Source organism: Acinetobacter sp. 22512 (assembly GCF_052044755.1).
Classification (GTDB): Bacteria; Pseudomonadota; Gammaproteobacteria; order Pseudomonadales; family Moraxellaceae; genus Acinetobacter; species Acinetobacter pittii.
On sequence record NZ_JBQENP010000004.1, the window covers coordinates 112,609 to 124,971 of the forward strand.

Here is a 12,363-nt window from a genome sequence, read left to right on the forward strand (position 1 = left end):
ATTATAACCTGAATATACGAAACTCTTATGTTATTTATGCTCGAAAATGCTATCTTTAATAAAAATATTTTTTCATTTATAACGATTAAATCAAAAAAGGCTAGATTTTATGCAAGATCGTATACTGCGCCGTATTTTTTTACTCGCAGGTATTGTATTGCTGGTATGGGTGTTGTACTTACTCAAGCCTGTAGTCATTCCTTTTATCGGTGCTTTTTTCCTGGCTTATTTATTCAGTCCACTTGTTGATGTGCTGGTAAAAATGAAATTGCCTCGCTGGTTAGCAATTAGCGTGGTATTCGTCGGAATAGGTGTAACCTTAACTATTGCACTCTGGTATTTAGTTCCACTGATTTGGAAACAATTAGTTTATGCCCGAGATAGTATTCCAGCAGGTATTCACTGGATTAACGCTACCTTTTTACCTTGGGTGTCTTCAACATTTAATGTCCAGCAAATGGAAATTGACACAGAGCAGTTGTCTAAAGCTGTCATGGAATATGTCCAAACAAACTATAGCGCAGACAGCATTCAGGCAGTGTTATTAAAACTGGCTCAATCTGGTTTGAATTTTATTCAGATTGGTGGAACAGTTGTTTTAATTCCAATTATTGCTTTCTATTTCTTGCTTGATTGGGAACGTATGTTACAAAACTTACGTCGTCTCATTCCACGTCCATATGAAGCAACTACTTTACAGATCGTTGGTGAATGCCATAGCGTTTTAGGGGCATTTGTTAAAGGTCAGTTTCTGGTCATGCTATTGCTTGGCGTAGTATATGCAGTTGGTTTACAACTCATCGGTTTGGAAGTTGGTCTTATTATTGGTATGGTGGCAGGACTTGCTAGTATTATTCCTTATTTAGGTTTTGCCGTAGGTATTATTGCCGCTGTTATTGCTAGCCTGTTCCAGTTTGGCTTGGATTGGATGCATCTATTACTGGTTGGTATCGTCTTTATGATTGGTCAAGCGGTAGAAGGCTATATCTTACAGCCATTCCTACTGGGTGATAAAATTGGCTTATCTCCTGTAGCAGTTGTTTTTGCAGTATTGGCAGGTGCACAACTTGCAGGCTTCTTGGGAATGTTAATTGCATTGCCTGTTGCTGCGGTTATTGTAGTGTTGTTGAAGCATTTAAGAGAGAATTACGAAAGAAGCTCACTTTATGCTCCACCATCTACATTAGTGATCCAACATGGCGATATTGAGCAAATTCATGTACAAACCGAAAGCACTAAGCTTGATCTTGAAGTTAAAACACAGCAAGATACAGATGAACTAAAATCTCCTAACCAGAAATAATTTCAAGGTTAATTCAATATATGCGTCAACTCCAACTGGATATAGAACCTCAACTTGATGCCCGAATCAGTGATTTTTCGGGACCGGGTTGGGGGCATGTAGTCGATGCCGTGCGTCAACTACATGCTGGTCTGGTGAGTAGGTTCTATATTTACGGTGGAGCGGGGACGGGGAAGAGTCATTTACTTTCTGCAATTTGTGATTCTTATTTAGAAATAGGCAAATCTGCTATTAAAGTATCTTTGCTCGAACTGCTTGATGCACCTATTGAGGCAATTACCTCTTTAGAACATTATGATCTTGTTGCTTTGGATGATATTGAATCGATTAGTGGTGTGCCTCACTGGCAGAAAGCTGTTTTTCATTTAATGAATAATCACGAAGGACAACTGGTGTTTTCGTCGCGTGTAGCACCGATTGAATTAAAGCTGGAATTACCAGACCTACAATCACGACTTACACAAGCCGTTAGTGTAAAAGTGCCAAGTGGAAGTCTATATGCAGACCGCTATGCCTTGGTGACATCTGTAATGGCTAGACGGGGTATTCACTTTGACCAACAAATTGTTGATTACTTATTATTACATGGTCCTCACCAAGCATCTCTTTTACTGCAAACTGTTGCTCAGTTAGAAAAACTACTCAAAGGTGAAAAAACAAAACTTTCTAATGCGACTTTAAGACAAATTTATGCTTTGATTGATGAGTATCAACAGTAGAGTTTCTAGCTTAAATTTGCTGTTTTGCTTAAATTAAACTCATACAATTTAAAAAATGGCTTTCCCTACATAAGTTTTTTTCATTTCAGAAAAGCTATATTTATAACTTATAAATTCTTTTTTAATTTTTTAATACGACAATTTTTTGTATTTAAAAAACTTTTTTAGGTCTACGAAGCTTTTTGTAATCTAGCTCAAAAATGACTCTACAGACCGACCAAAATGTCTTGAGAAATTCTACTTCCTGTGACAAAGTACGCACAAAGGATGCGATTGCAAAAGCGGAAATTTTGCAATATTGACAAAGAAAAATGAAAAAAGATGTAAGGAGATGGGTATGCTCAAACGGAGCATTGCTTTTGCTTTATTGGCTGCTGCTGGACACGCTTATTCTGCCGATATTCAAGTCACAACTACAACTGATGAAGACGTCGATAACACGGTCTGTTCATTACGCGAGGCTGTCGAACTTTTAAATAAACTTAATTCAAGCGATTCTAAGGTTGTTGCGTCTGTAAAAGATGGTTATCGTGGCTGTGCTAGTGGTGACTCAAATAATATTATTTTGCAAAGAGATAAAGAGTACACACTTAATGAAAAAATAAAGATAACAGCTCCTCTGACAATTAGTACTGCTAAAAATGATTCTACGCTAGTTGATACCGATCAACCAGGTTCGCATAACGCTACAATAAAAATGATTGGTACTGATCAGTTATTTAAAATTGATGATGAAAGTATTGAAAAAGCATCAATTTCTGTTTCGCTAACTGATCTTAATTTACAAGGTGCGGGTTTAAAATTTAAAGCCGTCACTGGTGGTTTGATTGATAATCATGAAATATTGAAAATTCAAAACTCTCGTTTAATTGATGGATACGCAGCTCAAGGGGGAGCAATTTATAATAGAGGATTGGTCACGAAAAGTGGCCAGACCTATGGGTTCGTCACAATTACCAATACTCTTATTCAAAATAATAAAGCAACACAAGGTGGAGTAATTTATAGTGAGCAGCCTTTGTATTTGATCACGCAGTCTGTGATTCGAGACAATGAAGTTAGTTCTGCTGCTGGATCACTTTTCTTCAGTGCAAATAAATTTGATGATGAAAGTACAGGGGGATATTTAAGCCAGCGTTCTACCGGTCTGAGTAACAGTACTTTTTTTCATAATAAAGTAGGTTTTATTGCAAATGTTCAAGATGGGATGTTTGTTAATAACATTACGATGATTAAAAATGATAAAGGATTATTTCTAGATGCTCCCCAAGGTAATGCTTCTATTTCAAATAGTGTTTTAGTTGGAAATACGATCAACTGCCAGGCTACTAGTGCCGATAAAGCAATTATACAAAGTAATTTGGTGACAACAGAATGTAATAGAAATGCGACCTCTAAGCTCCCTAATATTCTTTATCCTGCTAATGAAAAATTAATAGCAGGTAGTACAGATGAGGGAGTATGCGATGTAACAGCGAAAGAAGGTTTATTTTGTCCTTTTAACACTCCTAAAGATAGTTTTTTAGGTTTTTTTAAGCCTCGACTTTTAGAAAGTTATAATACTTTAGCTGACTCCTTAATTATTAATAAAGGTCGTTTATATAGTGACGGCACTTCAGTCGGATTAGCAAGCTGTGAAAGTGTTGATCAACGTGGGAAAAAACGTAGCGGTTATGATGAGCTATGTGATCTTGGAGCGATTGAATATATTTTAGATACTGAGATATCCTCAGTAGGTCAAGATATTAGATATGGCCAAGTTGCAAAATTTAATATTCTTGGTTCTCTAAGTGAAGCAGATTTAGTGACTCCAGCTACGTGTAAGCGATTGTTTGGCGAGCGAGCTGATGGAAAAGAATGGCAACCAGGATGCCTTAGAATTAAACAAAGTACAGACACACCAGTTTCTAAAGGCAATATAACTTTAGATCAAAATGGAAATGTAATTTATACACCAAATGGGAACTGGCATGGCGCGGATATTTTTAGTATTCAGGTTGTTACGAGTGTGTCTCGATTTAATGAAGGCGTAGAGTTTCAATATATCACTATCCCGACAAGAATTGTTCAGGATCCTTTATCTGGAATTGAAGACAAATCTGTCAGTACCGGAGGTGGAGGTAGTGTTGGTGGGGCCTTTATTTTAAGTTTATTAGGTTTAATTGCTTTACGCCGTTTCAAGTCATAATCAGGGATGAGACTATGAAAAATTATAAAAAGGCATTGTTAGCGTTAGCTGTGCTTGCAAATATGCCACTTTTTGCTGATACCACAAATAAAAGAATTGAGGTCACAACTTTTGCTGATGAAGATGGTGAAAATACGAACGCATGTTCATTAAGAGAAGCTATTAAAGTTGCAGAAACTCGTAAATCCGCTTATGGGTGTACTGTATTTAGCCTCGATACTGATCAGGTAATTCAGTTAAAAGCTGGAACTTATACTTTAAATAAAGAATTGGTGCCCAATGCTAATATTTCTATTTATGGCTATGGTGAACGTGAAGAAGATAAAATTTGGTCAGAAAAGAATGTTTTAACAAATGACTATCCTGCTCTACCAGAACTTAAAACACGTATTAATGCTGCGGGCAAGTCGCGTATATTTAACACAGCGGAAAATCAAAAAGCTCTATTCCTGCAAAATATTATTATAGAAAATGGTATAGCTTCAAATCAAGGTGGGGCTATTTATGCGGGTGGTAATGTTACATTATTAAATTCTCAAATTTTAAACTCTCAAGCTCCAAAAGGTGGAGCTGTTTTTCTTGGTGGTAGCGGAGTAAATTTATCAATAACTCATTCCCTCTTGCAAGGCAATCAAGCAAGTACTGGTAGCGTGTTAGCTATGAGTTGTAAAAATGGTACTGAGTATGCCAAACGAGAGGTTACTCTTACATCCTCAAGTATTATCAAGAATGGTTCGAGCAATTCTGCTAGTACATTTGAATTTTGTGGCGAGCCGAAAGCTACTTTTACAATTAATACAATTGCTCAAAATATTGCCAGCACTGTAAATGGGGTTATTTTAAAATTTACAGGAGATGCGATTCCTAGTAATACAACAAATCCATCAACTATTTTAAGTGGTGGAAGTAGTTTAAAGCTACAAAATAACACTATTGTTGAAAATAACGCACATACAACTTTCCTATATGACAGTTTAGGTGGGAAAGAATTGAATTTTAATATAATTGGATACAATCCAGTTGGATATGCTTGTCGATATTTAGCAGGCTCAGCAGCTGATTTGAAGAACTCAGGTCTTAGATTATCTTTTAATGCACTAAATTTAAGTAATAATACTGATAAATGTGATTTACCAACAGAGGTACTTTCGTCAGCTAATAAGACAATTGATATTTCAGGTTTTCCATTTAACTCTTTACTTGAGCGCCATGAAAAAGCTGCAGCAGTAACTGGTTTTTTACCACTTTATTTTCCATTGGTAGCTGCTGGAAAAGAAGATTTAATAGATGTAGACCCTGAGGGTAAAGCTATATGCGCTGATATAGATCAACGTGGTTTAGCTCGACTCCCAACTAATAAACTATATTATCAGCCCGATAACATTGCTCGTAATAGCTGTGATATAGGTTCAGTAGAACTAATGAAATTAACTGCTGGTGATTTAAGAGGTTTAGGCAACAGCTCTCTCACTACTTTACTTGAGGGATACCAAACCCAGTATGATACTGCAGAAAAAAATCTCACTAATCCACTTTATTCATATTTGTGGAATGTCTTAAAAATAGATTTGGCAAATTATAAAAATCTTCTTGATCAAACTAAAGCAAATGCAAAATACCGAGCGATCTATATTGATTTGAAGGCAAATGGCTTACCTTTGCCAAATGAAGATAGTAGCCATCTTCTAAAGTTTTTTAATAGTACGGACTATAATATTAATCTTGAATCTGTTGGAACAGGATTGATAGATGACAAAGTTGCAAGCACGGAAAAAGACGATAAACTTTTTTGTGAGTGGAATAGTGCTTTACAGCAAATTATATTCTATCGATCGGATGATATTACTACTCAAGCTGGTGACTACAACTATTGTAAATATACGATTAGTAGTAAAGATGGTTCTACTCAATCATCTGGTCTTTTAGAAGCACGATTTGATAATGTTGCACCTGTAGCAAGTGATAGTAAAGTTGTATTCCAATATTTAGCAAATGAAATAATTCCATTAAATTTACTTAAATACGCAAATGATGATGGAGATGGTCCAGCTAATACACTTATTACAAAGCCTAATAAACCTCAGTTTGCAGACTTGCCTATATATTTGCCAAGTAAAACTTCAAAAGATGGAATTTTTACAGTAGTTAAGGCAGATAGAGAAGGCCCTTGTCCAGGTGAAGATAAGGATAATACTTGTTATGGTGGTAATATTTATATTCAAGCTAAAAATAGTTTTAATAACTTCAATGATACATTAACTTATTACGTATATGATGCTGATAATAAAATTTCAAATGCAGGTACTATCAGTTTAGTGAGTAGTAATACTACTGCTGGAGGTGGTAATAGTGGAGGCGGTGGTGGCAGCTTGGGAATTTTATCTTTAGCATCGTTACTTGGTTTAGCAGCTTATAGACGCTATCGTAAATAAACTCAAAGAATAAAAAAAGCCTCCAATTGGAGGCTTTTTATAAGAAATAAAATCAAAATAATTAAGTGATTAGATGCCTTATCTTTGATAGCCAAATAAGAACTTAGTGTTCTAAATACTTGTTCATGTATTCTTCACGAATCGCTGTTCTTTCTTCACCATTCGCTTTAAGCATCCGTTCACGTAAGTCTTTACGCTCTTGCGTACTCATTTTTTGCCATGCTTCACGCATTTTTTGTTTTTCAGCTTCAGGAAGTTGAGTAAACCAGTCCATGCGTTGCTGTAAGTTATTGCTCTGATTTGCTGGTAACTCTTTTAAACTCTGGTAACGTTTAATGACTGCACGTTGCTCTTCTTCAGAAAGAGCATCCCATGTGTCATCGACTTGTGCATTGGCATCTTTAGAAAAAATCCAAAAGCGTTCAAAACCTGCAAAACTTGTCTGCAAGAAACTTAATGAACACAGGATAAGTGCTAATTTTTTAGCTGCCATGTTGTACTTTATCCTCACCCAACACCATTAACATCTCTAAATCTTCCACCATTTGTGGAGATAATTTAGGATTTACGATCACTTGATTTTGTGGCTTATCCACAATTTCGACTGAGTTAGGCAGAATCACAAAACCTGTAATTGCTGCGGCAAGTGCGAAACCAGTCATTTTCCAGACACTATAATAAGAGGCTGGTTTTTGTTGAATATGGTCAAGCACATGATTCATGACCACTGTTTTATTTTTATGGTGATCTGCCAAACTATCAAGTTTGGATGTCACCTTTTTAGTGAAATCATCATGATTCATCAGAACCTCCCAAGGGATTTAAATGTGCCAAGTATTCTCTAAGTCCCTGAATTGCTCGGTGATAATGGGTTTTCACACTACCTTCGGTACAGTTCATGATCTGAGCTGTTGTATGGGTGTCAAACCCTTCCCACGCACGTAACATAAATGCCTGTTGTTGACGAACAGGTAGTTTTTCAATTGCTTCCCGAATTTCCTCTATCGTTACTGCTTGATCGAGAAAATCTGCAGGATTAATAGCTTTTTCATCAACTACATCGATAACTTCGTCGTCGTCATTATCCAGACTAACTTTTTTGAAGAATGAAAATGGGTTTGCTCTACGAGCTTCTTTGCGGCGCCAATCTTGAAGTTTGTTATTCAAAATAGTGTAGAACAGGGGATACCATTCTTCAGTACTTTTATCGGCATAAGATTTGTGTAAAGCAATAAATGCTTCTTGAACCAAATCCATCGCAATACCTTGTTGACCTTGGGTAGCACTCTCCATCATTACCAAAGCACGACCAGTAACATCTTGCATGAAAACTTTCAGGCGTTGCTCAGCCGTGCTGGCATGAGCACTAGATGTTTCCGATCGAGACTTTTTCGGTGCTAAATCCATGGAGATGGAAAATCCTGTCATTGGACATACCCACCTTATCTTCAATATATCTCTTATATAACGTTGAAAAGAGGTGGGAGGTTGACAACAATCGGTTATTTTTTACTAGTGTAATTGATTTTTTTCACAAATATGTGCGATGTAAAATAAATTAACGTTTTATTGGCGTTGGCGAACCATCTCAAAAAAACAAATAGATCCTGCAATTGCCACGTTTAATGACTCTTGTCCACCCGGTTGAGGAATAGTCACTGATTGTGCGTGATCTAACGCGTAATCGCTTGCACCTTGACCTTCATTTCCTAAAATCCACACACACGGTTTAGATAGGTCTTTTGAGTAAAGACTGGTTGAGCGATGAGAGCTAGTAACAAAAACCGGGATTTGAAATTTTGGAAGGATATCTGTCAGCTGGAAGTTTTCAAAACAATGTAAGCTAAAATGAGCGCCCATACCTGCTCTTAAAACTCGTGGTGACCAAAGTGATGCAGAGCCTTGTGTGCAAATGATTTGTTTAATATTTGCTGCTGCTGCTGAACGTAGAAGTGTACCTACGTTACCCGGATCTTGAATATTTTCTAGAATTAAGGTGTCTACATTGTAGTCGATAGTTGATGCAGTTTTAGGTAAATCAATAATCGCTAAACAAGGTAAGCTTGTACCTAATGTGCTCAAATCTCTATATAAAACTTCACTAATAACAAAGATATGGCCTTGATGTAGTTCTGTTATTTTCTTTAAATCTTCGTGTTCTAATGCTTGTTCTGTGGTAAATAAAGAAAAAATCTTTTTTTGCTGTTGTAACCACGCCAAACAAAGATGTGTGCCTTCAAGAACGGTTTGTTGGTGCTTTTTTCGGGCGTTACTGAGTTCGATTAATCCACGCAAATGTTTAATTTTTGCATTGTCTTTTGATTCTAAAAAAATAACCGCCATAAGAAAATATCCAACAAAAGGGCACCATCATACTATGATGCCCTAAGTAATTAAAATTATTAGTGGTAGCTTGTTACGCGTTCAACTTCATTTTTAGAACCGATAATTACAGGTACACGTTGGTGAAGTTCTGTAGGTTCAATCTCTAGAATGCGTACACGGCCAGTAGTTGATGCACCACCTGCTTGTTCAATGAGCATACTCATTGGGTTTGCTTCATACATTAAACGTAAACGACCTGCTTTTTTCGGATCTTTTAAGTCGTATGGGTAAAGGAAAATACCACTACGACATAAGATACGGTGAATATCGCCAACCATACATGCGACCCAGCGCATATTGAAATCTTTTTCACGAACAGATGTCTTGCCCGCGAGTAATTCATCAATATATTGTTTTACGGGTTGTTCCCAATGACGCTGGTTAGATGCGTTAATAGCGAATTCTTGAGTATCTGCTGCAACCTGTACATTCTCATTCGTCAGCAAGAATGTTTGAGTTTCTGGATCTAAAGTAAAGAATGCTACGCCATTTCCAACCGTTAAAGCCATCATAGTTGATGGGCCATAAAGTACATAACCAGCAGCAACTTGCTGTGTACCAGCTTGCATGAAATCGTTTGCTTGTGTTACGGCATTTTTTGCAGGCAAAATAGAGAAAATCGTGCCTACACACATATTGATATCGATATTGCTTGAGCCATCTAATGGATCAAATAAAACGAGGTATTTACCATTTTCTTGTGCAGGTGTGAACTCATCAAGCTCTTCAGAAGCGAGACCGCCTACATGCGGGTGTACTTTTAAAGCATCAATTAAGTAGTCATTCGAAATCACATCAAGTTTTTTCTGTGTTTCACCCTGAACATTTTCATTGCCAGCACTACCTAAAATACCAGCCAGAGCACCTTTTTGTAATGCTTGGTCGATTGTTTTACAGGTCGTGGCAATAGTATCGATGACTTGAGCCAACTCAGGTGTTAGATTCCCTTTTTGTTGTTGTAAAAATTGGGACAAAGTGAGGTTGGACATAAAAAAACGCTCCTGTGCTTCAAGCATCAAAATGAGTCAGATAAATACGTGGCATATTCTAGATGAGAATGTCACAAAATAAAAATTATCTTACTTTATTTGTGTTGGATTTATGCTTACAAGCCCCAATTAAAATGGTATGTTGATTGCATTACAAAGGATTGTATATTTTTAGGAGAATCGAAATGACAACAAAGAAGTTTGATGCGACCCCCACAGCAGGTGAACCAATCAATCTAGATGAAATTTCGAAAGAAAATGTTCAGGAAGCTTGGAAAGATTATGAGGCAAAACCTGAATATAAAGATTTTAATAAGCATGATTTGATTGAGTCCATGCAACATCCTGAAGAAGAAAAGAAATCTTCTTAAGTAATAAAAAAACGCTCATATTATTATGAGCGTTTTTTTATGCATATCCCTTATTTTAATAAAGGAGGGACTGCTTCGTAATTAATCTCAACGCGGCGATTTTCTTTCCACGCTGATTCATCATGTCCCGCATTAACAGGAGCTTCTTTACCATAACTTACAGCTTCAAGTTGCTGCGGGTTTACACCATTGGTAATTAAATAGCTTTGTACAGCTTTAGCACGACGCTCACCTAAAGCCATGTTGTATTCACGTGTACCACGTTCATCTGTATGGCCTGTTAATGCAACTTTTGAATTTGCATTTGCGATAAGGAACTGAGCGTGAGCTTGAAGTGTTTGGTAGTCTTCAGTAGATAAATCGCTGCTGTCATAATCAAAGTGAACAACCCGTTTAGCCAAAGCCGCTTTATTTGATTCAGTTACACCTTTAGATGAAGCGCCTGCCAAATTTTGAGCATTTAATGCAGCATCTTCACTTAAACCAGAAGTGTTTACCGTACTTGGATTTGTACCAGTTGTGGTAGTCGCTGCAGGTTTACGGCTAGCACAGCCTGTCATTACGAGTGCTACGCTAAGAAAGGGTAGAGCTAAATATTTGATTGATTTCATGATCATCTCCGTCAATGGAATTAAAAGTTATTTTGGTGCCCAGGCTGGTTCACGTACTTCACCTTGTTCGCTTGGTAAATTCATACGGAAACGTCCATCAGTAGACATAATAGACAACAAGCCACGGTTGCCTTCACGAGTTGCGTAGACCACCATTTGCCCATTTGGTGAGAAACTTGGTGATTCATCTAAACTAGTTGGGGTAAGAATATTGGTGATGCCAGTATTAATGTCTTGAATTGCAACTTTATAACTGCTGCCACTTGGGCGATGAACAAGTGCAATCTTTTTGCCATCTGCACTCAGAGTTCCACGTGCATTAAATGACCCTTTAAACGTTAGACGTTTTACTGAGCCATCAGCAAAGGTATAACGATAAATTTGGGCAGAGCCACCACGGTCAGAAGTGAAAATAAAGGATTTTCCATCTGGTGTGTAACGTGCTTCGGTATCAATTGCCGAGTCATTTGTCATGCGTTTGACTTGGCGAGTTGATAAATCCATTTGATAGATTTCAGGGTTGCCATTCATAGATGCTGTAAACAGCATTGATTGGCCATCTGGTGAGAAACTTGGTGCGCCGTTTAGACCTCTGAAACTAGTAAGAACTTCACGTGTTCCAGTTGATAAATCCTGTAAATAAATTGCTGGACGTTTAGTTTCAAAAGAAACATAAGCAATTTTTTTAGCATCTGGTGTCCATGCCGGAGAAAGAATTGGATCACGAGACGATAAAACAGTCTTTGGTTGTTCACCATCCGTATCTGCAATTTGTAGTGTATAACGCTCGGCAGGTGTTGCAGGGTTTCTTAGTACATATGCAATACGGCCGCTAAAGTCACCAGGAATGCCAGTAAGCGCTTGATAAATAGCATCACTTACCATATGACCAGCCTGACGTATGCGAGCAGCTGGTACATTTAAAAGTTCATTTAAAATGTATTGTTGCTTTTGTACATCATAAAGTTGGTAGTGAACTTCAAAACCTGTCGCTGTTTGTTTAATTTGACCAGTAACTACATATGGAATACCCGCGGCTTGCCAGTCAGAAGCTTGAATCTGATTAATTGCAGCATTGGCAGGTAAGTTTTTAGATGAGCTTGTAAAGCGCCCAGAACGGTTTAAGTCTGTTTCAACAATAGGATAGAACCCATTGTCGTTTGTAAATGGGACAATAGCAATTTTGGGTGCCTGATCTGGTGCTTTGGCAATTTCCAGATATAACTGGGCAAAAGCAGTGGTAGAAGCAATAGGGCTTAAGGCAGTGATCAGTGCTAAAGATAGCAGGTGTTTGCGGCTCGTATTCATAAGTTTAAAGTCATAGCAGGTATTTTTGTGACTGTTGATTTTGTAGCATAGTTACAT

At 37.4% G+C, this 12,363-nt stretch carries 12 protein-coding genes; 5 read left to right on the forward strand and 7 right to left on the reverse strand.

Annotated elements, in window-relative coordinates; all coding sequences use genetic code 11:
* Nucleotides 1-109 precede the first annotated feature (109 nt).
* From cxpE to ACTJJG_RS06205, 4 genes are all read left to right on the forward strand, one after another.
* Nucleotides 110-1,303, forward strand: coding sequence for a chloramphenicol efflux transporter CxpE (gene cxpE, locus ACTJJG_RS06190; protein WP_002118385.1), 1,194 nt, complete (start codon nt 110-112; stop codon nt 1,301-1,303).
* A 20-nt stretch (nt 1,304-1,323) separates the two neighbouring features.
* Entirely contained in the window at nt 1,324-2,022 is a 699-nt protein-coding gene (gene hda / locus ACTJJG_RS06195; RefSeq protein ID WP_002118656.1) for a DnaA regulatory inactivator Hda, read from the forward strand.
* 337 nt (nt 2,023-2,359) lie between these two features.
* Nucleotides 2,360-4,210 carry a rhombotarget A gene (gene rbtA, locus ACTJJG_RS06200; RefSeq protein WP_032055181.1) on the forward strand — a complete coding sequence of 617 codons (1,851 nt, stop codon included), beginning with the start codon at nt 2,360-2,362 and terminating at the stop codon, nt 4,208-4,210.
* A 14-nt stretch (nt 4,211-4,224) separates the two neighbouring features.
* Complete coding sequence (locus ACTJJG_RS06205) at nt 4,225-6,642, forward strand: CSLREA domain-containing protein (protein ID WP_032055183.1); 2,418 nt, start codon at nt 4,225-4,227, stop codon at nt 6,640-6,642.
* Between the two features lie 103 nt (nt 6,643-6,745).
* Here ACTJJG_RS06205 and ACTJJG_RS06210 read toward each other — a convergent pair whose 3' ends face one another.
* The 5 genes from ACTJJG_RS06210 to ACTJJG_RS06230 all read right to left on the reverse strand — a co-directional run bounded on the left by ACTJJG_RS06210 (nt 6,746) and on the right by ACTJJG_RS06230 (nt 10,016).
* Nucleotides 6,746-7,135 carry a DUF3106 domain-containing protein gene (locus ACTJJG_RS06210; protein ID WP_016140251.1) on the reverse strand — a complete coding sequence of 130 codons (390 nt, stop codon included), beginning with the start codon at nt 7,133-7,135 and terminating at the stop codon, nt 6,746-6,748.
* On the reverse strand, nt 7,125-7,445 hold the full coding sequence (locus tag ACTJJG_RS06215; protein ID WP_002118556.1) for a hypothetical protein: 321 nt from the start codon (nt 7,443-7,445) through the stop codon (nt 7,125-7,127). The genes ACTJJG_RS06210 and ACTJJG_RS06215 overlap by 11 nt, the downstream gene beginning before the upstream one ends.
* Nucleotides 7,435-8,049 carry an RNA polymerase sigma factor gene (locus ACTJJG_RS06220; RefSeq protein ID WP_002118814.1) on the reverse strand — a complete coding sequence of 205 codons (615 nt, stop codon included), beginning with the start codon at nt 8,047-8,049 and terminating at the stop codon, nt 7,435-7,437. The genes ACTJJG_RS06215 and ACTJJG_RS06220 overlap by 11 nt, the downstream gene beginning before the upstream one ends.
* A gap of 159 nt (nt 8,050-8,208) precedes the next feature.
* Nucleotides 8,209-8,985 (reverse strand): TrmH family RNA methyltransferase, encoded by a 777-nt coding sequence (locus tag ACTJJG_RS06225; protein WP_002118372.1) that lies wholly within the window; start codon nt 8,983-8,985, stop codon nt 8,209-8,211.
* Between the two features lie 59 nt (nt 8,986-9,044).
* Nucleotides 9,045-10,016 carry a class 1 fructose-bisphosphatase gene (locus ACTJJG_RS06230; RefSeq protein ID WP_017399238.1) on the reverse strand — a complete coding sequence of 324 codons (972 nt, stop codon included), beginning with the start codon at nt 10,014-10,016 and terminating at the stop codon, nt 9,045-9,047.
* A gap of 185 nt (nt 10,017-10,201) precedes the next feature.
* On the opposite strand from ACTJJG_RS06230, the gene ACTJJG_RS06235 reads away from it, so the two are divergent.
* Complete coding sequence (locus ACTJJG_RS06235; RefSeq protein ID WP_002118730.1) at nt 10,202-10,387, forward strand: NF038105 family protein; 186 nt, start codon at nt 10,202-10,204, stop codon at nt 10,385-10,387.
* Nucleotides 10,388-10,437: 50 nt separating this feature from the next.
* Here the strand turns inward: ACTJJG_RS06235 and pal are convergent, their stop codons facing one another.
* Nucleotides 10,438-10,998, reverse strand: a complete 561-nt coding sequence (gene pal, locus ACTJJG_RS06240; RefSeq protein ID WP_032055187.1) for a peptidoglycan-associated lipoprotein Pal — start codon at nt 10,996-10,998, stop codon at nt 10,438-10,440.
* Nucleotides 10,999-11,025: 27 nt separating this feature from the next.
* Entirely contained in the window at nt 11,026-12,306 is a 1,281-nt protein-coding gene (gene tolB, locus ACTJJG_RS06245; RefSeq protein WP_230445166.1) for a Tol-Pal system beta propeller repeat protein TolB, read from the reverse strand.
* Nucleotides 12,307-12,363: the final 57 nt, after the last annotated feature.

Bases quoted from the DNA above. Each gene is read 5' to 3' on its own strand.
- ACTJJG_RS06230 (WP_017399238.1), bottom strand. From the start codon at position 10,016: ATGTCCAACCTCACTTTGTCCCAATTTTTACAACAACAAAAAGGGAAT.
- ACTJJG_RS06215 (WP_002118556.1), bottom strand. From the start codon at position 7,445: ATGAATCATGATGATTTCACTAAAAAGGTGACATCCAAACTTGATAGT.
- ACTJJG_RS06220 (WP_002118814.1), bottom strand. From the start codon at position 8,049: ATGGATTTAGCACCGAAAAAGTCTCGATCGGAAACATCTAGTGCTCAT.
- ACTJJG_RS06205 (WP_032055183.1), top strand. From the start codon at position 4,225: ATGAAAAATTATAAAAAGGCATTGTTAGCGTTAGCTGTGCTTGCAAAT.
- rbtA (WP_032055181.1), top strand. From the start codon at position 2,360: ATGCTCAAACGGAGCATTGCTTTTGCTTTATTGGCTGCTGCTGGACAC.
- tolB (WP_230445166.1), bottom strand. From the start codon at position 12,306: ATGAATACGAGCCGCAAACACCTGCTATCTTTAGCACTGATCACTGCC.
- ACTJJG_RS06225 (WP_002118372.1), bottom strand. From the start codon at position 8,985: ATGGCGGTTATTTTTTTAGAATCAAAAGACAATGCAAAAATTAAACAT.
- cxpE (WP_002118385.1), top strand. From the start codon at position 110: ATGCAAGATCGTATACTGCGCCGTATTTTTTTACTCGCAGGTATTGTA.
- pal (WP_032055187.1), bottom strand. From the start codon at position 10,998: ATGAAATCAATCAAATATTTAGCTCTACCCTTTCTTAGCGTAGCACTC.
- ACTJJG_RS06235 (WP_002118730.1), top strand. From the start codon at position 10,202: ATGACAACAAAGAAGTTTGATGCGACCCCCACAGCAGGTGAACCAATC.
- ACTJJG_RS06210 (WP_016140251.1), bottom strand. From the start codon at position 7,135: ATGGCAGCTAAAAAATTAGCACTTATCCTGTGTTCATTAAGTTTCTTG.
- hda (WP_002118656.1), top strand. From the start codon at position 1,324: ATGCGTCAACTCCAACTGGATATAGAACCTCAACTTGATGCCCGAATC.